Origin of the sequence: Hydrogenophaga borbori (assembly GCF_003417535.1) — a bacterium.
Taxonomy (GTDB): Bacteria; Pseudomonadota; Gammaproteobacteria; order Burkholderiales; family Burkholderiaceae_C; genus Hydrogenophaga; species Hydrogenophaga borbori.
Genome location: NZ_QVLS01000008.1, coordinates 25,614 through 42,827, shown reverse-complemented (window position 1 = coordinate 42,827; position 17,214 = coordinate 25,614). Strand labels below are relative to the sequence as shown.

Genomic DNA, 17,214 nt, shown 5'->3' with positions numbered 1-17,214 from the left:
GGGTGGGCGCCGGAAAGGCGCGCGGCGGATTCTGCCCGCCCACACCACCCACCGGGCGGATTTCGATACGGGATCGGCTGGCATCATGCACGGTACCGGATTTCGATACTCTCAACGCCCATGAGCACCACCGCCGACCTCGTCACCGCCCTGAAGCGGGAACTCAAATCCGCGCACATGACCTACGCCGACCTGGCGCGCGCCATGGGCATGGCCGAGTCCAGCGTCAAGCGCATGCTGGCCAAGGGCGACATGTCGCTCTCGCGCATCGACGCCATCTGCCGCGCGCTCAAGCTCGACTTCGCCGAGCTCGCGCGCCGCGTGGCGGACGCGCAGCCGCTGGTGACCGAGCTCACGCCCGCGCAGGAGCGGGCCGTGGTGGCCGACAAAAAGCTGCTGCTGGTGGCCATCTGCGTGCTGAGCCAATGGACGGTGGAGCAGATCACCGGCACCTACCGGCTCAGCGAGGCCGACTGCGTGAAGTTCCTGGCCCAGCTCGACCGCATCGGCATCATCGAGCTGCGTCCGCTCAACCGCTACCGCCTCAAGCTCGCCAAGACCTTCCGCTGGCGGCCGCACGGCGCGGTGATGAACTTCTTCCGCGAACACGCCTTGCTCGACTACTTCGCGGGCGGCTTCGACGGCCCCGGCGAGGGCCTGATGCTGGTGCACGGCTCGGTGAGCCGCACGCTGGCGCCGCTGTTCCTGGAGCGCCTGCAGCGCGTGGCGCAGGACTTCGCGCAGCAGCACCAGACCGACCAGAAACTGGCCGAGAAGGACCGCGAGGGCTACACCCTGGTGCTGGCCATGCGCAGCTGGGAATTCGAGGCCTTCACCCACCTGCGCCGCTGAACCGGCCGCAGCGCTGGCATGATCGCGGGCTTGCCTGTCGAACCGACCCCTGCATGAACGAGACCCGACCCCCGCCCCGGCGCCCGCGCCAGGGCCCCAAGACGCCCAAGGCCCCGTCCGCGCCGCGCCACCCGCTGCTGGCGCAGCTGGCCGAATGGCACCCCGCCCTGTTCGGCGACGAGCCGCGCCCGCTCAAGCGCGGCATCTTCGAAGACCTGATCGCCGCGCACGGCGACGCGCTGGAAGCCGAGGCCCTGAAGGCCGCCCTGGGCCTGCACACGCGCAGCACGCGCTACCTCAACGCCGTGGGCTCGGGCCAGCCGCGCCGCGACCTGCAGGGCCAGGCGGTGGAGGTGGTCGCCCCCGAGCAGCGCCACCACGCCATCGTGGAGGTGTACCGCCGCCGCCAGTCGCGCAGCCCCGAGGACCTGGCGCCGCAGCTGCGCCAGCGCATCGCGCGCGCCTTCGAGGCCAGCGGTCTGGGCCGCGAGGCCTATGCCACGCTGGTGCGCGGGCGCGACGAGGCGATCAACGCAGCCACCGAGGCCGCGCTGGACGAAGCCAGCGCGCGCATCGCGCGCGAGGCCGCGCTGCTGCGGGCGTTCGAATCGAGCGGCCTGAGCGTGGCGGCCTTCGCCGACGGCTATGGCATGACGCCGGACGACGCGCAGCGCGCCCTGGAGCGCGCGCGCCAGCGCCGCTGACGGCTCAGCCCTCGCGCACGAAGACCGTCAGCACGCCGGTGTAACCGTAGAGCCGGTGGTGCGCGATCTCGCCACCGGCGAAGAAACCCACCAGCGGCACGTCGCCTAGCGCGTGGCGCACGATCTGCAGCTCGGCGCTCGGCCCGCCGAAGTGCGGCCCGCCGCGGCCCGCGCAGCTCACGTACACCGCGCCCGCGATGGAGCGCGCCGGCCGCGGCGCGGCCTCCACCTCGGCCGCGCCCGCGCCGAACAGCAGTTCCTCCGGCTCCAGCTCCTCGCGCACCTCGGCGCACACGCGCATGAGGTCGGCGCGCGCCGCCTGCACATGGCGCTCGCAGAAGGCCAGCCGCGAGCCCTCGGGCGCCAGCTCGGCGATGGCCACGCCCCGGCGCACCGGGTCCAGGCCGATGATGTGGCGCACGATCACCTCGTGCCCGAAGGCGCCGCGCCGGTGCGAGGCCTCGCTCGGCGCGAGCGGGGCGCCGTCTGGGCCAGGACGGGTCACGCCCACCAGGGTGTGGCGCAGCCGCCGCATGGCGTGCTCGGGGTGATCGAGCGAGATCTCCAGTTCGCGCAGCAGCACGTCCAGGGCGGGCTCGCCGTCCAGGCGGACCACCAGGTGACCGTCGGATTCGGTGACCACATGGGTCGCCGCGATCGGCTGCGCGCCCTGCGTGACGCGCGAGACGATGCCCACACCGCGCCCGAAGGCCACGCCGCTGAGCCCACCGTGGAACACACCGCTGGCCGCGCCGTGGCCGCTGAGGGTGCCCGCGCTGCCCAGCGCGAACTGCAGGGTGGGACCGCGGCTGCCCGCCAGGCCGCCAAACAGGTAGCCGCTGCCGGTGCGCTCGGCCATTTCGGCGATCAGCTCCCCCACCTCGGGCGTGCCGGCGTCCGCGTGCACCAGCGCCGTGTGGGCGACGAAGCCCTCGCCGCCGTCCGCGCGTCCGCTGGCCGACAGCGGGGCCACGCCACTGAACACACGGTACTGGTCGGGGCTGAGGTCGCACAGCATCACCGACAGGGCCGGCTCGTCGAAGTACTCCACGTTGCTGGCCGAGACACCCACGCCCACGGTGCCGGCCCAGTCGGTCACCTCGGGCAGCTCGGCGCTCATCCACTCCAGCAGGGCCTCGGCCTCGCCAGCGTAGTGGTCGGTGATGTAGAGCAGGCCCAGCGAGGGCTGGCTGGCGTGGTCGGGCAGGGCCATCTGCGCGCGCAGCTGCGCCACCACCATGGCAGCGGCCATGCGCCATTGCGGGTGGGTGGCGTGCGCCTGGGGGAAACGTTTCATGCGGTGTTCGAGCCTCGTTGGGCCCGCGGGTTCAAGCGCGTTTGCCGCGCGCCTTGCGGGGCGCCGCCTTCTTGGCGGGTGCCGCCCGGGCGCCGGACGAGACGGCACGCGCCGCCGCGCGGCCCACGCCCGCCGCCGCCCCCATGCCGCGGCCCACGGTGCCGGCGGCGCTGCGCGCGGCCTGGCCCGCCAGGCCGGTGGCGGTTTTCACGGCGGCGTCCGTGAGGTCGGTGGCGACCTGGCGCGTGGTGTCCAGCGCGCCTTGCTTGGCCGCGTCCTTCAGGGCGTTGGTCGCGATCTGCTGGAACTGCTGGGACAGCGCGCCCCACCACTGCAGTGGGTCGACCACGCCGCCCGCCGGAGCGGCCGACGCGGCCTTGTCGGCCTTGGCCGCCACTTTCTTCGCCGCCGGCTTGCGCCGCGCGGGCGCGGGCGCGGGTTTGGCCGCTTCGGTGGTGCCGTAGGTGCGCGGCGGCACCTCCAGGCCCGGGAAGGGGTTGGCCTTGGCGGCAACCTCGGCCGTCTTGAGCTTGAGCGCATTGGCCACGTCGCCCATGCTGAAGTTCATGGACTTCAGCGTGGACAGGGTCATCTTCTGCACCTCCAGCGCCTGGATGGTGGCGCCCAGGGCCTTGGCGTTCTGGTCCAGCCAGTAGTGCACGGCCTTGAGCTCCTCGATGCGCTTCTCGAGTTCCTCGACGTTGAAGGTGGGCGCCACCCAGTGGCTGAGGTTGGGCAGTTGCGGGATGTTCTGCCCGATGCCCTGAGCGATGCCGCCGGCGGCCTGCGTGGCCAGGTTCTGCAGGAAATCGAAACCCGGCACGAACTTGCCGAAGCCGCTGGCGGACGCATCGCTCATGGCGAACTCCTCGATGAAAGGACCGGGGATCAGCCGTCGACGCCGTAGCGCGGCGCGCGGCGCTCGCGCAAGGATGCCACACCTTCGCGCACGTCGGGCCCGGCAAAACCCATGAATTCCAGCGCGAGCGAGGTGTCGAAACTCGGGCCCGCCTGGCGCAGCCAGTTGTTGAGCGAATACTTGGTCCAGCGGATCGCGCTGGCGCTGCCGCCGGCCAGGCGATCGGCCACCTCGTAGGCCTTGTCGAGCAGTTGGTCGTCGTCAACCACCAGCGAGACCAGGCCGATGCGCTCGGCCTCTTCGCCGCTCACCGCGTCGCACAGCATGAGGTAGTACTTGGCCTTGGCCATGCCGCACAACAGCGGCCAGACGATGGCCGCGTGGTCGCCCGCGGCCACGCCCAGGCGCGTGTGGCCGTCGACGATCTTGGCGCTGCGCGCGGCGATGGAGATGTCGGCCAGCAGGCCGGCCACCAGGCCCGCGCCCACGGCCGGGCCGTGCATGGCGCTGACGATGGGCTTGTCGCAGTTGATGACGTTGTAGACCAGGTCGCGCGCTTCCTTCCAGACGCGCGAGCGCACCTCGAAATCGGTCGCCATGTCCTGCACGAGGGCCAGGTCGCCGCCGCCGGAAAAGCCCATGCCGCTGCCGCGCAGCACGGCCGCGCGCACGCTGTCGTCGCGGCCCACGTCGCGCCAGATCTCGCTGAGCTCCCAGTGGCCTTCATGGCCGGCGGTGGGCAGCTTGCCGTTGCCGCCGGGGCCGTCGGCGCGCATGCGGATGTCGAGCACGCTGGGCGTGCCATTCACCAGCGGGCCGCGGCGGCTGATCTCCAGGGTCTGGTAGCGGCTGTAGTCGATGGTCGGGCTCATGGTGGTCTCCTGATGGTCGTCTGGTCCTGAACCGATCGATTGTGCTTGACCTGCATCAAGCGCCACGGTGCCGCCCGGGCCCAAGATGGCGGGCACGCAGGAGGCCCCCATGACCACGTTCATTTCCGACACCTTCGAGATCCAGTTGCGAGCCGCGCGCCAGGCGCTGCTGGAGCGCCTGTACGCCCAGCGCGGCGGTGTCCGCAGCCGCGCCGAGGTGGCGGCCGACAAGCGCGCCCGGGCGGCGGACGACAACGACGCCGTCGCGGACCCGGCCTTCGACCTCGGCTCGGTGTTGGGCGAGCGCGAAGCGGGCGAACTGGCCGCCATCGACGCCGCGCTCGCGCGCATCGCCGACGGCAGCTACGGCCTGTGTTTGGACTGCGGTGTGCAAATACCCGCCGCGCGCCTGCACGCGCAGCCAACGGCCGACCGCTGCCTGGACTGCCAAACGCGCGCCGAGCGCTGATCGGGCGCGGTCCGCGCCCTGGGCCGGATTCAGGCCTTGGCCAGCGGCGCGATCTTCTGGTCGATCGCGCCGAAGATGGACTGGCCGTCCTTGCCCTTCATCTCGATGCGGATGGTGTCGCCGTACTTCATGAAGGCGGTGGAGGGCTTGCCGTCGAGGATGGTCTCGATCGCGCGCTTCTCGGCGATGCAGCTGTAGCCCTTGGGCCAGTCCTTGCGGCCATCGACTTCCACGCCCTTGTTGCTCACCGTGCCGCTGCCGACGATGGAGCCGGCGCGCACGTTGCGCGTCTTGCCGATGTGGGCGATGAGCTGGCCGAAGTGGAACGTCATCTCGGGGCCGGCCTCGCACATGCCGACCTTGCGGCCGTTCCAGGTGCTCTGCAACGTGAGGTGCAGGCGCCCGCCCTGCCAGGCGTCGCCCAGCTCGTCGGGCGTCACGGCCACGGGGCTGAAGGCGGTGGCGGGCTTGCTCTGGAAGAAACCAAAGCCCTTGGCCAGTTCGGCGGGGATCAGGTTGCGCAGCGACACGTCGTTGGCCAGCATCACCAGGCGGATGCCCTCGAGCGCCTGCTCGGGCGTCGCGCACATGGGCACGTCGCCGGTGATGACGGTGATCTCGGCCTCGAAGTCGATGCCGTAGTCCTCGCTGGGCACCACCACGTCGTCCATCGGGCCGATGAAGTCGTCGCTGCCGCCCTGGTACATCAGCGGGTCTTCGTAGAAGCTGGCCGGCACCTCGGAGTTGCGCGCGGCGCGCACCAGCTCCACGTGGTTCAGGTAAGCCGAGCCGTCGGCCCACTGGTAGGCGCGCGGCAGCGGCGCCATGCACATGGCCGGATCGAAGGGGAAGGCGTGGCGCGCCTTGCCCTGGTTCAGGGTCACGTACAGGTCCTGCAACTGCGGGCTGATGAAGTTCCAGTCGTCCAGGGCCTGCTGCAGGGTGTTCGCGATGCCGGTCGCATAATGGGCCGTGCTCAGGTCACGCGAGACCACCACCAGTTGTCCGTCGCGCGAGCCGTCCTTGTAGGTGGCGAGTTTCATGCGTATCTCCTGCTGCCTCTTGAGTGGATGGGTGCCCCGGGGGCTTTGGGGCGATAATTACGGATAGTGAAATCGATTAACCTATGCGTAAGAGCGAGATTCTAGACCAAAGCCCCGCCAACGAGAGCGACGACAGCGAACCCCAGCGCGCGGGCATCCAATCGGTCGAGGTCGGCTTTGAACTGTTGAACGCCCTGTCGAGGGCCAGCGGCGCACTGATGCTGCGCGACCTGGCCGCCGCCGCGGGCATGAGCGCGGCCAAGGCCCACCGCTACCTGGTGAGCTTCCAGCGCCTGGGCCTGGTCACGCAGGACAGCGCCAGCACCCGCTACGACCTGGGCCCGGCCGCGCTGCGCCTGGGCCTGGCCAGCCTGTCGCGCATCGACGCCGTGCGCCTGGCGCGCGAGCGCATCGACGCCCTGCTGCCGCTCACGGGCCACACCCTGGCCATCGCCGTCTGGGGCAACCAGGGGCCCACCATGGTGCATTGGACCGAGGCGCCCCAGGCCGTGCCCGTGGCGCTGCGCCTGGGCGACGTGATGCCCCTGCTGTCGTCCGCCACCGGCCGCTGCTTTGCCGCCTTCATGGGCGACGAGGGCCACGACGCCCAGCGCGTCGGCCCCATGATCCGCGAGGAACTCGCGCGCCTGAAGAAGCTGCCGCGCAACGGCCCCTTGCCACTGGACCTGCCCACCTCCATGACCGAGGTGCAGGAAATGCTCGACGAGGTGCGCCGCCGTGGCGTGGCGCGCGTGGTGCACAGCCTGCAGGCCAGCGTGGCCGGCTTTGGCGCCCCGGTGTTCGACGTGCAGGGCCGCATGGTGCTGGCCATGGTGGTGCTGGGTTCGGTGGCCACCCTGGACACCGACTGGGACGGCGGCCCGGCGACCGCGCTGCGCGACGCCGCCCGTCGGCTGAGCGCCGATCTCGGGCACCGCGAAGCGGCGCCTCGGTCCGACCAGCCATGAATCCACACAAGCAAGCCGTGGCCCCGAGACCCCGCCCGTGGCTGTCGCTGGGCGCCGGCGTGCTGGCGGCTTTCGCCGCGGCGCTCGGGCCCCAGGGGAGTGGCCCCGCGTTCGCCGCCGCGCCACCGGCGCCCGCCGCCAGCGCCACCGCCCCGCGAAGCGACCCTCCCCCAGCGAGCGAACTGAGTTACGAAGTGTTCGGCCAGGCCAAGGGCTTCGACTACCGCGCCACCGGCAGCCTCTCCTGGCGCCGCGAGGGCCCGAACTACGAGGCCCGCCTGGAACTCGCCATGCCCCTGCTCGGCAAGCGCGTGCAGACCAGCCAGGGCAGCGTGGGCCCCGACGGCCTGCGGCCCACGCGGTTCGCCGACAAGCGCAGCAGCGAGCGCGCCGTGCAGTTCGAGCCCGAGGCCAAGCGCATCCGCTTCAGCAACAACGCGCCCGAGGCCGAGTGGCTGCCGGGCGCGCAGGACCGCCTGAGCCTGTTCCTGCAGCTCGCCGGCCTGCTGCGGGCCCAGCCGCGCCAGACCGGCGACGTCTTGAGCTTCCAGGTGGCCGGCCTGGGCGATGCCGAGATCTGGCAGTTCGAGGTGGGCGCGCTGGAAACCCTGCGCCTGCCGGCCGGCAACATCGAGGCCCGGCTGCTGAAACGCACCCCGCGCAAGCCCCACGACAGCACGGTCGAGGTCTGGCTGGCACCTTCCCTGGGCCACCTGCCGGTGCGCCTGCGCATCGCCCAGCCCAATGGCGATGTGGCCGATCAACGGCTCGCCCGTTTGCCCTAGCCGCTGGGCACCCCGGAACCGGTTTCGGCTCAAACGCCACAAGCCGATTGAAAAAAGCCGGCGGGTCCCCAACTGGGGCATACCCCTGCTCCAGTGGGAGTGCGATTTGCCGATATAACGGCATCAGCGCCGAAAGCGATTGGCGGAAAGGAAATCAAGTCCATGCACATGCTGTACGACTCGGAAGCGTTCGCGGTGGTCCACATCCTGGCCAACGCGCCTGCCGAAGGTGAGGCGCCCGCCGACACCGGGCCGCAGATCCCGCGCCATGGCTTCGAAATCGTGGACAAGCGCTCGGGCAAGGAGGTCTACCTCGACGGTTCCTGGGCCGAGATGTTCCAAGCCCAGATCGTGGAATGGCAGCGCAACAGCCCCTCGCAGGAAGAGGTGGAGAACACGCTGGAGGGCTACGCCTCGCTGGCCCAGAACCCGGTCGTGATGCACTGAGCGCGCCACCGCGCCCCGCCCCCCCAGCCTGGCTACGCCAGGCTTTTTTGTGCCCGCGCATAGCGCCAGCGGTACACCGGCTCGGCCAGGACCAAGACCGCCACCAGGCGGCAGACCTGGAAGGCCGTGACCACGGGCACGCCCAGCTGCAGCACCTTGGCGGTGATGGCCATTTCGGCAATGCCCCCTGGCGAGGTGCCCAGCAGCATGGTCACCGGGTGCAGGCCCGTGAGCCGCGCCACCACCCAGCCGAAGCCGGCGCACAGGGCCATCATGGCGAAGGTGGCCAGCGCCACCGAACCCAGCCAGCGCGGCGCCGTGTGCGCGAAGGCCGGCGTGAATCGCACCCCCAGGCTCACGCCGATGAAGAGCTGGGCCGCGTTGGTGAAGGCCAGCGGCAGGGCCGAGAGCTGCACGCCCGCCAGCGTGATCGCCATGGTCACCACCAGCGCGCCCATGAACCAGGGGTTGGCGCGGCCCAGGCGCTGCATGCCCAGGGCACCGGCCAGCGTGATCAGCCCCAGCAGGGCCAGCCCGCCCGCGTGCACCTCGCGGATGGCGGGCGGCAGCGTGTCCAGCCCATGCACGCCCGCGGCCTGCAGGGCGAAGGGAATGGTGACCGTGACCAGCAGCACGCGCAGGGTGTGGGCGGCGGCCACGAGGTCGGTGCGCGCGCCCTGGCGCTCGGCCAGCAAGGTCATCTCGGACGCGCCGCCGATGGCGCCCGAAAAATAGGTGGTGGCGATCAGCTGCGCGGGCGGCAGCCGCAGGCGCGCCGCGTGCTGGCGCCGCAGCCAGGCCGCGAAGCCCAGGCCCAGCAGCAGCGCCCAGGCCACGCCCAGGACGATCGCCCACCACAGCCCGGCGACCAGGGCACCCACCTCCGGGGTGAAGTACAGGCCCAGGGCCGCACCGATCACCCACTGCCCGGCGTTGCGCAGCGGTGTCCAGCTTTCGGTGGGCGCGCCCAGCACCGACACCAGGGCACTGGCCAGCAGCGGTCCGATCATCCAGGGAATGGGCGTGCCCAGCCAGACGCACAGGCGGGCGGCGGCGTAGGCGAGCAGGAGGGTCAGGGCCGTGCGCGTCCAGGACGCCGGCCCGAAGCGCGACACAGGGAAAGGCACTCGGGAAATCTCGGGCGGCGCAGAGGGCGCCATACGGGACCGTAGTATCGGTGCATGAAGCCTTCCCTTGCCGCCACCGGCCTGGCCGCGCTGTGGCTCGCCGCCTGCGCCCAGACACCCGCCAGGGACTTGCCCACCCTGCTCGCGCGCACCTCGCCCACGCCCTTGCTGCTGGTGGGCGAGCAGCACGACGCGCCCGAGCACCAGCAGCTGCAGCGCGAACTGGTGCAGGCCCTGGCCACACGCGGCGAACTCGCGGCCGTGGTGATGGAGATGGCCGAGGCCGGCCGCGACACGCGCCAGCTGCCGCGCGACGCCAGCGAAGACGCCGTGCGCCAGGCCCTGGCCTGGGACCAGGGCGCCACCTGGCCCTGGCCGGTCTACGGGCCGGTGGTGATGGCCGCCGTGCGCGCGGGCGTGCCCGTGCTCGGCGGCAACCTGCCGCGCGCGCGGATGCGCGAGGCCATGGCCGACACCGCGCTGGACCGGTCGGTGGACGCCTCGGTGCTGGACCGCCAGCGCACCGCCGTGCGCGAAGGCCACTGCGATCTGCTGCCCGACAGCCAGATCGCGCCGATGACGCGCATCCAGCTCGCGCGCGACCGTTCGTTGGCAGACACCGCGCTCCAGGCCCTGGCGCCGGGCCGCACGGTGTTGCTGATCGCCGGCAACGGCCATGTGCGCACGGACATCGGGGTGCCCTTGCACCTGCCCGCCGGCCAGGCCCGCCGCGTGGTGGTGGCGCGCGCGGGCTCGGCCGGCGCCGACGCGTCGGGTGACGTCGTCTGGCCCACGCCCGCGCTGCCCGAGCGCGACCACTGCGCCGGGCTGCGCGAGCGCTTCAAGCGCTGATCAGTCCTTCAGGCGCTGGATCGCGTCGGCCAGCACCGAGACCATGGTCTCGATGTGCTCGCGCTCCACGATGTAGGGCGGCGCGAACACCAGGTTGTCGCCCGCGTTGCGCACCAGCACGCCGCGGTGGAAGCAATCCAGGAAGACGTCGAAGGCGCGCTTGCCGGGCATGCCCGCCAGCGGCGCCAGTTCCACCGCGCAGGCCAGGCCCAGGCTGCGGATGCCAATGACGTGCGGCAGGCCCTTGATGGCGCTGAACATGGCGTCGCTCAGCACCTGGCCCATCTGGCCGGCGCGCGCGAACAGCTGCTCCTTCTGCATCAGTTCCAGCGTGGCGATGGCCGCCGCGCAGGCCACCGGGTGGCCCGAGTAGGTGTAGCCGTGGAAAAACTCGATGGCGTGGTCGGGCGCGTTGCCGTGCGCGCCCATCATGGCGTCGTAGATGCGCTGGCTGCAGACCACGCCGCCCATGGGGATGACGCCGTTGGTGACGCATTTGGCGAAGTTCAGCATGTCGGGCTGCACGCCGTACCAGTCGGCGCCGAAGGCCGTGCCCAGGCGGCCGAAGCCGGTGATGACCTCGTCGAAGATCAGCAGGATGCCGTGCTTGTCGCAGATCTCGCGCAGGCGCTTGAGGTAACCCTTGGGCGGCACGTACCAGCCCGCGCTGCCGGCCACCGGCTCCACGATCACCGCCGCCACGTTGCTCGGGTCGTGCAGCGGCAGGATGCGGTTCTCCAGCTCGAGCAAGATGTCCTCTTCCCACACCGGCTCCTGGTGCTGCACGAAGGCGTGCTTCACCGGGTCGTGGATGAAGCGCAGGTGGTCCACGCGCGGCAGCAGGCTGGTGCCGTAGACCTTGCGGTTGGCCGGGATGCCCCCCACCGACATGCCGCCAAAGCCCACGCCGTGGTAGCCACGCTCGCGGCCGATGAAAAGGTTGCGCTGGCCCTCGCCGCGCGCGCGGTGATAGGCCAGGGCCACTTTCATGGAGGTGTCGGCCGCTTCGCTGCCTGAGTTGCAGAACAGCACCTTGTTCAGGTCGCCGGGCGCCAGGGCCGCGATCATCTCGGCGGCTCGGAAGGCCTTGTCGTTGCTCACGCTGAAGGCGGTGGCGTAGTCCAGCGTGTCCAGCTGCCGCTTGATGGCCTCGTTGATGGGCTGGCGGTTGTGGCCCGCACCCACGCACCACAGGCTGGAAATGCCGTCGATGACCTGGCGGCCGTCGTGCGTGGTGAAGTGCATGCCGTCGGCGGCGACGAAGATGCGCGGGTCCTTGGCGAAGCTGCGGTTGGGCGTGAAGGGCAACCACTGGTTGTCCATGTTGAAGTCGTTGTAGGCCATGCGGCGTCTCCTGCGAGCGGTGATCCGGGCATTCTGGCACCGCCCCCGCGCGCCGGGGGCGCCACTGCCCGACCCCGCGCCAGGCCCACTGGCGGCCACCCTGCGACAATCGCGCCGCCATGGAAAACACCTACGTCCTCACCCTGTCCTGCCAGGACCGCCCCGGCATCGTGCACGCCGTCTCGGGCTTTCTGTTCCAGCACGGCGGCAACATCGAAGAGGCGGCCCAGTACAACGATCACGACACCGGGCTGTTCTTCATGCGCGTGCAATTCGCTTGCGCGCAACTGAGCCAGGCCGAGCTGCGCGAGCGCCTGGGTGCCTTCGCCGAACCCTTCGGCATGCGCTGGGGCCTGCACCCGCTGGCGCAACCGCTGCGCACCGTGCTCTTCGTGAGCCGCGAAGGCCACTGCCTCAACGACCTGCTGTTCCGCTGGAAGAGCGGCCTGCTGCCGCTGGACATCCGCGCCATCGTCAGCAACCACCGCGACTTCTACCAGTTGGCGGCCAGCTACAACGTGCCCTTCCACCACATCCCGGTGACGGCCGCCACCAAGGCCCAGGCCGAGGCGAAGCAGCTGGAGATCATCCGCGCCGAACAGGCCGAGCTGGTGGTGCTGGCGCGCTACATGCAGATCCTGTCCAACGAGCTGTGCCGCGAACTCGCCGGCCGCGCCATCAACATCCACCACAGCTTCCTGCCCAGCTTCAAGGGCGCCAAGCCCTACTACCAAGCGCACGACCGCGGTGTAAAGCTGATCGGCGCCACCGCCCACTACGTGACGGCCGACCTCGACGAGGGGCCCATCATCGAGCAGGACGTGGCCCGCGTGGACCACACCGACACGGTGGAAGGCCTCACCGCCCTCGGCCGCGACACCGAAAGCCAGGTGCTGGCGCGCGCCGTGAAGTGGCACGGCGAGCACCGCGTGCTGCTCAACGGGCACAAGACCGTCGTCTTCAAGTGATGCAAGACCTCATCAACGCCGAACGGACCGCCGCCGGGCCGCCCCAAGGCGGGCCAGCCCCCGCGGGGGGCAGCGACCCGCGCCAGCGGCGGAGCGTGGGGGCGTGATGACGGCGCGCATCCCGCCCATCCAGTGCCTGCTGGCTTTCGAGGCCCTGGCGCGGCTGCGCAGCGTCACGCAGACGGCCGACGAGCTCAACGTCACGCCCAGCGCGGTGAGCCACCGCATCCGCCAGCTGGAAGAGATCCTGGGCACCAAGCTGTTCGGCCGCGCGGACTTTTCGCTCACCACCGACGGCATCGAGTACCTCACCCACGTGCGCGACGGCCTGGGCGCCCTGCAGCGCTTCCCCAGCCAGAAGGCCGCGCCCGGGCGGCGCAAGCTGCGCCTGGCCATCACGCCCACCTTCGCGCGCTCGGTGGTGCTGCCGCGCCTCAAGCAGTTCAGCGACACCTACCCCGAGATCGACCTCACGCTGCAGGTCAGCATCCCGCTGCTGGACGTGGTGGCCGAGGACGCCGACCTGATGGTGCGCTACGGCACCGGCCGCTACGCCGACGTGGAGTACCTGCTGCTGGCCAAGGACGAGGTCTCGCCCATGGCCTCGCCCGCCTTCGCGCGCGAGCACGGCCCCTTCGAGGCGCCCGAGGACCTGGAAGGCCTGCCCCTGCTGCGCAGCCCGCTGGAGCCCTGGCGCACCTGGTTCGCCGCGCACGAACTGGACTGGCCCGAACCCGCCGAGGGCTCGCAGTTCAACGACATCGGCCTGATGTGCGACGCCGCCGCGGCCGGCATGGGCGTGGGCCTGCTGCGCTACAAGCTGGCCGCGCCCTGGCTGGACAGCGGCGCCCTGGTGCCCCTGTACCCGCGCCGCGTGCCCAGCCCGCACGCGCACTACCTGTGCTGGCGCACCGGCACCATGGAGCGCTGGGAGTGCGCGGCGTTCGCGCGCTGGCTGCAGCAGGCCATGGGGTAAACCCGAGGCTGTAGCGCAGCCGTGACGGGCGACACGGCCCTCGTGTAACGACGCCGTTACATTCATGGTTCCAACAGATGGGGAGGGAGCCTGATGTTCCAGCGAATCACGATCGTCGCGGCGTGCCTGGCCGCAACGGGTTGCGCCACCGTGGTCAATGAGTCCATTCAGCCGGTCAAGATCGAAACCAAGACAGCCGCGGGCGAACTGGTCGCAGGGGCCCATTGCAAGCTGACCAACGACCGCGAGAACGTCTCCGTCAAATCGGGCGGCACCGCCGAAGTGCGCCGCTCGGCCAGCGACCTGGACATCGTCTGTTCCCACCCAGGCAACCCGGACGCCAGCGCCCGGGCGGTGTCGCGGGCCAACTCGGGCATGTTCGGCAACATCATCGTGGGCGGCGCCATCGGCGCGATCATCGACCACAACAAGGGCACGGCGTACACCTACCCCACCTGGATTCAGCTGGTGTTCGGCAAGGTCATGGTGTTCGACCGCAACAGCGAGAAAGACGGCGGACCGGTGGCCGGCGAGGTGGCCGGCGCCATCACCACCTCGACCGCGGGCAGCGACGCGCAGCCCGGCGCGCCAGCCAACACCGCCGCGAACGCGAACCGGCCCGTGACCCTGGACGACCTGAGCGGCCTGCTGCCCGCCCAGCGATAAGCGCCGATACCATGCACCGCTCCCTCGTTGCACTGACCCTGTCCTGGGTGGCCGCCATCGCCAGCGCCCAGAACGCATTGCCGCCCGCAGCGTTGTTCCAGCAACTCGCGCCCAGCGTCTGGACGGTTCGTACGCAGGACGCGGCCGGGCGCCCGCTGGCCCAGGGCAGCGCGGTGGTCGTCGGTCCCGGACGCCTCATCACCAACTGCCACGTGCTGCGACAGGCCAAGTCCCTGGCCGTGAGCCGCGAAAACGTGAGCTACGGCGCCACCCTGGAGCATCCCGACACGGAACGTGACCTGTGCCAGCTCAAGGTGGCCAACTTCACCGCCCCACCGGCGGCCATGGCCCCGCCCGACGCACTGCTGACCGGCGCCAGGGTCTATGCCATCGGCTCGCCGCGCGGCCTGGAAACCACCATCAGCGACGGCCTGCTCTCGGGCATCCGGCGCGGCGCCAGCGGTGCCATCGAGGCGCTGCAAATCTCGGTGCCGATCTCGCCCGGCTCCAGCGGCGGCGGGCTGTTCGACGAGCAGGGCCGCCTGATCGGCATTACCACCGCTGGGCTGCGCGATTCGCAGAACCTGAACTTCGCGCTGCCGGCGGAATGGATCGCCGATGTGCCCGCGCGCGCGCAGGCCGCGCTCGCGGCAAAGCCGGCGACCCCAGCCACAGGCACGGCCACGGCGAGCGCCTCCAGCGCGCCCAAGGGCGACCGTGTCTTCGAGTACCGCCTGCGCGACCGCCTCACCGGCATCGCCCAGCCGGTGGTCTACCGCCTCGACCGAGTGAATGGCGAAGAACGCATCTTCAACCAGGGCGAGCGCGTGGAGCGTGCCGGTGGTGGCGTGGTGTCGATGAAGAGCCCCATCGGCGGCGAGTTCGACCTCGCCATGCCGCCGGGAGGCTGGATCAGCGCGCCCCCCGAGATGGGCTCTGCCTGGCGTCTGAACTATGAAGCAAGGCGCGGAGGCACCAGCCTGCGCATGGATTTGCGCGCCCGTGTCCTCGGCTCGACCACCGTGCGCGTGGGTCAGCGCGATGTCGAAGCCATCCGCATCGAATTCCAGGGCTTCACCAGCCGCCCCGCCATGACCGGTTTCGTGCGTGGTCCCTACATGGCCCAGGCCTGGTATGCCCCTGGCCTGGGGCGCATCGTGCGCTTCGAGGCCCGCGGACAAGGCGGCAACGGCGGTGCCTTCTTCAACATCGACGAGCTCATTGAACTCGTCGACATCCGCAGCGAGTGAACATCCCCTGGATCCCCATGCCTCATTCACGACGGCCGCTCTTCCTCGACCGCCGTGGCGCCGCCGCTCTCATCGCGCTGAGCCTGTCGGCCGCCGCCCAAGCCCAGCCCTCGCTCACCCCCGAGGCCCTGTTCGAGCGGCTCGCCCCCAGCGTCTGGGTGGTGCACACGCTGGATGGCGAGCGGCGCCCGCTGATGCAGGGCAGTGCCGTCGTCATCGGCCCGGGGCGGCTGATCACCAACTGCCATGTGCTGCGGCGCGCCCGCTCGGTGTCGGTCGGGCGCGACAACATGAGCTTCGGCGCCACGCTGGAGCATCCCGACACCGAACGCGACCTGTGCCAGCTCAAGGTCGCCAATTTCACTGCGCCCGCCGTGGCCATTGCCCCCGCCGAGAGCCTGCGCGCGGGGGCGCCGTCTACGCCATCGGCGCGCCGCGCGGGCTGGAAACCACCATCAGCGACGGCCTGCTCTCGGGCATCCGGCGCGGCGCCAGCGGTGCCATCGAGGCGCTGCAGATCTCGGTACCCATCTCGCCCGGCTCCAGCGGCCGCGGCCTGTTCGATGAGCAGGGCCGGCTGATCGGCATCACCAGCGCCGGCCTGCGCGACTCACAGAACCTGAACTTCGCGCTGCCAGCGGACTGGATCGCCGAGATACCCGCGCGTGCCCAGGCCGCGCTGGCCATGAGGGGAATGCCCAAGGTCACGGTCGCCGCCGCTCCCGCGACCAGCGAACGTGTGCTGGTGTACCGACTGCGCGACCGACTCACTGGCCAGCAGCGCTCCATCGTCAAGCCGCTGAAGGGCGAGAACGGCACAGTGGCGCCGGAAGCGGGCGAATTCGACCTGGCCATGCCGCCGGGTGGATGGATCGCCACGCCCCCCGAGGTCGGCGCCTCCTGGCGCCTGGACTACACCGTCAAACGGGGGGAAGTCACTGTGGGCATGCAGTTGCGCGCGCGGGCGACGGACGCCACCACGGTGCGCATCGCTGAGCGCGAGTACGCGGCGGTGCGTGTGAGCTTCACGGGCTACACGCGCCGCCTGCTGCCATCCATGGAAGCTTCGGGGGCTTACGCCGCCACCGCCTGGTATGCACCGGAACTCCAGCGCGTGGTGCGATTCGAGGTGGATTCGCCACTGCGTCAAGGCTCGTCATCGTTCGTGCGCATCGACGAGGTACTGGAACTCGTCGATATCCGCGGCGAATGAGCGCCGCGACCGGCGCCCACCCGCTTTCCGTTCAGTCGATCGCCAGGCGCTGGGCCGAGGTGGCGGCCTTCTTCGGCAGCGTCAGCCGCAGCACGCCGTTGTCAAAGCGCGCCTTGGACGCGTCCTTGTCCACGCGCTGCGGCAGCTGAAAGGCGCGCGAGACGGCGCCGTAGTAGCGCTCGCTGCGCAGCACGCGCTGGCCGTCGCGCTGCTCGTCCTGCTGCTTGACCTCGGCGCGCAGGGTAACCACGTCGTCCTCGATGGTGACCTGGATGTCGTCCTTGGCCACGCCCGGCAGTTCGGCGTCCACGGTGTAGGCCACGGGCGTTTCCTTCACGTCCACCTTGATCTGCGCGGGCAGGGCGTCGCCGTGCAGCGGCTTGACGAAGAAGCCGGGCGCGACGTCGCGGAACAGGTCATCGAACAGGCTGTTGCGGGCAATGAGTCCGGTCATGGTGAAAGTCCTCCAGATTCGAGGGCGCCGCGACCACCGCGGCACCGGTGAGCCTCCCAACTGAAGTC

The 17,214-nt window shown here is 70.8% G+C and carries 20 protein-coding genes; 13 read left to right on the top strand and 7 right to left on the bottom strand.

The window, feature by feature from the left end; genetic code table 11:
* Positions 1-120 precede the first annotated feature (120 nt).
* The gene (locus DY262_RS13950; RefSeq protein ID WP_116959660.1) at positions 121-852 is read left to right on the top strand and encodes a helix-turn-helix domain-containing protein; all 732 of its coding nucleotides are present in this window, start codon (positions 121-123) and stop codon (positions 850-852) included.
* 53 nt (positions 853-905) lie between these two features.
* Positions 906-1,556, top strand: a complete 651-nt coding sequence (locus tag DY262_RS13945) for a ProQ/FINO family protein (RefSeq protein WP_116959659.1) — start codon at positions 906-908, stop codon at positions 1,554-1,556.
* 4 nt (positions 1,557-1,560) lie between these two features.
* On the opposite strand, the gene DY262_RS13940 is transcribed toward DY262_RS13945, so the two are convergent.
* The 3 genes from DY262_RS13940 to DY262_RS13930 are packed head-to-tail and all read right to left on the bottom strand — an operon-like array spanning position 1,561 to position 4,584.
* A complete protein-coding gene (locus DY262_RS13940) occupies positions 1,561-2,853 on the bottom strand; it encodes an FIST signal transduction protein (protein ID WP_116959658.1) in 1,293 nt (430 codons plus the stop codon).
* Between the two features lie 31 nt (positions 2,854-2,884).
* Positions 2,885-3,712, bottom strand: a complete 828-nt coding sequence (locus tag DY262_RS13935) for a PhaM family polyhydroxyalkanoate granule multifunctional regulatory protein (protein WP_116959657.1) — start codon at positions 3,710-3,712, stop codon at positions 2,885-2,887.
* Between the two features lie 29 nt (positions 3,713-3,741).
* Positions 3,742-4,584: an enoyl-CoA hydratase/isomerase family protein gene (locus DY262_RS13930; protein ID WP_175442845.1), complete on the bottom strand. Its 843-nt coding sequence runs from the start codon at positions 4,582-4,584 to the stop codon at positions 3,742-3,744.
* A 109-nt stretch (positions 4,585-4,693) separates the two neighbouring features.
* Between DY262_RS13930 and DY262_RS13925 the strand changes: the two genes are divergently transcribed.
* Positions 4,694-5,053: a TraR/DksA family transcriptional regulator gene (locus DY262_RS13925; RefSeq protein ID WP_116959656.1), complete on the top strand. Its 360-nt coding sequence runs from the start codon at positions 4,694-4,696 to the stop codon at positions 5,051-5,053.
* A 29-nt stretch (positions 5,054-5,082) separates the two neighbouring features.
* On the opposite strand, the gene DY262_RS13920 is transcribed toward DY262_RS13925, so the two are convergent.
* Complete coding sequence (locus DY262_RS13920) at positions 5,083-6,096, bottom strand: fumarylacetoacetate hydrolase family protein (RefSeq protein WP_116959655.1); 1,014 nt, start codon at positions 6,094-6,096, stop codon at positions 5,083-5,085.
* Positions 6,097-6,179: 83 nt separating this feature from the next.
* Between DY262_RS13920 and DY262_RS13915 the strand changes: the two genes are divergently transcribed.
* The 3 genes from DY262_RS13915 to DY262_RS13905 all read left to right on the top strand — a co-directional run bounded on the left by DY262_RS13915 (position 6,180) and on the right by DY262_RS13905 (position 8,296).
* Entirely contained in the window at positions 6,180-7,064 is an 885-nt protein-coding gene (locus tag DY262_RS13915) for an IclR family transcriptional regulator (RefSeq protein ID WP_116959654.1), read from the top strand.
* Between the two features lie 17 nt (positions 7,065-7,081).
* Positions 7,082-7,849: a DUF3108 domain-containing protein gene (locus DY262_RS13910; RefSeq protein WP_181936504.1), complete on the top strand. Its 768-nt coding sequence runs from the start codon at positions 7,082-7,084 to the stop codon at positions 7,847-7,849.
* Between the two features lie 162 nt (positions 7,850-8,011).
* Complete coding sequence (locus DY262_RS13905; protein ID WP_116959652.1) at positions 8,012-8,296, top strand: BTH_I0359 family protein; 285 nt, start codon at positions 8,012-8,014, stop codon at positions 8,294-8,296.
* Positions 8,297-8,328: 32 nt separating this feature from the next.
* On the opposite strand, the gene DY262_RS13900 is transcribed toward DY262_RS13905, so the two are convergent.
* Positions 8,329-9,456, bottom strand: coding sequence for an AbrB family transcriptional regulator (locus DY262_RS13900; RefSeq protein WP_416186974.1), 1,128 nt, complete (start codon positions 9,454-9,456; stop codon positions 8,329-8,331).
* A gap of 21 nt (positions 9,457-9,477) precedes the next feature.
* Here DY262_RS13900 and DY262_RS13895 point away from each other — a divergent pair, with 21 nt between their 5' ends.
* Positions 9,478-10,275 carry a ChaN family lipoprotein gene (locus DY262_RS13895; protein ID WP_116959650.1) on the top strand — a complete coding sequence of 266 codons (798 nt, stop codon included), beginning with the start codon at positions 9,478-9,480 and terminating at the stop codon, positions 10,273-10,275.
* Here the strand turns inward: DY262_RS13895 and aptA are convergent, their stop codons facing one another.
* Positions 10,276-11,619 (bottom strand): omega-aminotransferase AptA, encoded by a 1,344-nt coding sequence (gene aptA, locus DY262_RS13890; protein ID WP_116959649.1) that lies wholly within the window; start codon positions 11,617-11,619, stop codon positions 10,276-10,278.
* 119 nt (positions 11,620-11,738) lie between these two features.
* Here aptA and purU point away from each other — a divergent pair, with 119 nt between their 5' ends.
* From purU to DY262_RS13865, 6 genes are all read left to right on the top strand, one after another.
* Complete coding sequence (gene purU, locus DY262_RS13885; RefSeq protein WP_116959648.1) at positions 11,739-12,587, top strand: formyltetrahydrofolate deformylase; 849 nt, start codon at positions 11,739-11,741, stop codon at positions 12,585-12,587.
* Positions 12,588-12,693: 106 nt separating this feature from the next.
* Positions 12,694-13,563, top strand: a complete 870-nt coding sequence (locus tag DY262_RS13880) for a LysR substrate-binding domain-containing protein (RefSeq protein WP_116959647.1) — start codon at positions 12,694-12,696, stop codon at positions 13,561-13,563.
* Between the two features lie 93 nt (positions 13,564-13,656).
* A complete protein-coding gene (locus DY262_RS13875) occupies positions 13,657-14,229 on the top strand; it encodes a hypothetical protein (RefSeq protein ID WP_220377566.1) in 573 nt (190 codons plus the stop codon).
* 11 nt (positions 14,230-14,240) lie between these two features.
* Positions 14,241-15,479, top strand: coding sequence for a S1C family serine protease (locus DY262_RS13870; RefSeq protein ID WP_116959646.1), 1,239 nt, complete (start codon positions 14,241-14,243; stop codon positions 15,477-15,479).
* 17 nt (positions 15,480-15,496) lie between these two features.
* Complete coding sequence (locus DY262_RS22215) at positions 15,497-16,060, top strand: S1 family peptidase (RefSeq protein WP_425459298.1); 564 nt, start codon at positions 15,497-15,499, stop codon at positions 16,058-16,060.
* Complete coding sequence (locus DY262_RS13865) at positions 15,946-16,692, top strand: hypothetical protein (RefSeq protein WP_425459297.1); 747 nt, start codon at positions 15,946-15,948, stop codon at positions 16,690-16,692. The genes DY262_RS22215 and DY262_RS13865 overlap by 115 nt, the downstream gene beginning before the upstream one ends.
* A gap of 31 nt (positions 16,693-16,723) precedes the next feature.
* On the opposite strand, the gene DY262_RS13860 is transcribed toward DY262_RS13865, so the two are convergent.
* Positions 16,724-17,146: an Hsp20/alpha crystallin family protein gene (locus DY262_RS13860; RefSeq protein WP_070399428.1), complete on the bottom strand. Its 423-nt coding sequence runs from the start codon at positions 17,144-17,146 to the stop codon at positions 16,724-16,726.
* Positions 17,147-17,214 lie beyond the last annotated feature (68 nt).

Bases quoted from the DNA above. Each gene is read 5' to 3' on its own strand.
- DY262_RS13860 (WP_070399428.1), bottom strand. From the start codon at position 17,146: ATGACCGGACTCATTGCCCGCAACAGCCTGTTCGATGACCTGTTCCGC.
- DY262_RS13920 (WP_116959655.1), bottom strand. From the start codon at position 6,096: ATGAAACTCGCCACCTACAAGGACGGCTCGCGCGACGGACAACTGGTG.
- DY262_RS13870 (WP_116959646.1), top strand. From the start codon at position 14,241: ATGCACCGCTCCCTCGTTGCACTGACCCTGTCCTGGGTGGCCGCCATC.
- DY262_RS13935 (WP_116959657.1), bottom strand. From the start codon at position 3,712: ATGAGCGATGCGTCCGCCAGCGGCTTCGGCAAGTTCGTGCCGGGTTTC.
- DY262_RS13945 (WP_116959659.1), top strand. From the start codon at position 906: ATGAACGAGACCCGACCCCCGCCCCGGCGCCCGCGCCAGGGCCCCAAG.
- DY262_RS13940 (WP_116959658.1), bottom strand. From the start codon at position 2,853: ATGAAACGTTTCCCCCAGGCGCACGCCACCCACCCGCAATGGCGCATG.
- DY262_RS13925 (WP_116959656.1), top strand. From the start codon at position 4,694: ATGACCACGTTCATTTCCGACACCTTCGAGATCCAGTTGCGAGCCGCG.
- DY262_RS13930 (WP_175442845.1), bottom strand. From the start codon at position 4,584: ATGAGCCCGACCATCGACTACAGCCGCTACCAGACCCTGGAGATCAGC.
- purU (WP_116959648.1), top strand. From the start codon at position 11,739: ATGGAAAACACCTACGTCCTCACCCTGTCCTGCCAGGACCGCCCCGGC.
- DY262_RS22215 (WP_425459298.1), top strand. From the start codon at position 15,497: ATGCCTCATTCACGACGGCCGCTCTTCCTCGACCGCCGTGGCGCCGCC.
- DY262_RS13880 (WP_116959647.1), top strand. From the start codon at position 12,694: ATGACGGCGCGCATCCCGCCCATCCAGTGCCTGCTGGCTTTCGAGGCC.
- DY262_RS13905 (WP_116959652.1), top strand. From the start codon at position 8,012: ATGCACATGCTGTACGACTCGGAAGCGTTCGCGGTGGTCCACATCCTG.
- DY262_RS13950 (WP_116959660.1), top strand. From the start codon at position 121: ATGAGCACCACCGCCGACCTCGTCACCGCCCTGAAGCGGGAACTCAAA.
- aptA (WP_116959649.1), bottom strand. From the start codon at position 11,619: ATGGCCTACAACGACTTCAACATGGACAACCAGTGGTTGCCCTTCACG.
- DY262_RS13875 (WP_220377566.1), top strand. From the start codon at position 13,657: ATGTTCCAGCGAATCACGATCGTCGCGGCGTGCCTGGCCGCAACGGGT.
- DY262_RS13915 (WP_116959654.1), top strand. From the start codon at position 6,180: ATGCGTAAGAGCGAGATTCTAGACCAAAGCCCCGCCAACGAGAGCGAC.
- DY262_RS13895 (WP_116959650.1), top strand. From the start codon at position 9,478: ATGAAGCCTTCCCTTGCCGCCACCGGCCTGGCCGCGCTGTGGCTCGCC.
- DY262_RS13900 (WP_416186974.1), bottom strand. From the start codon at position 9,456: ATGGCGCCCTCTGCGCCGCCCGAGATTTCCCGAGTGCCTTTCCCTGTG.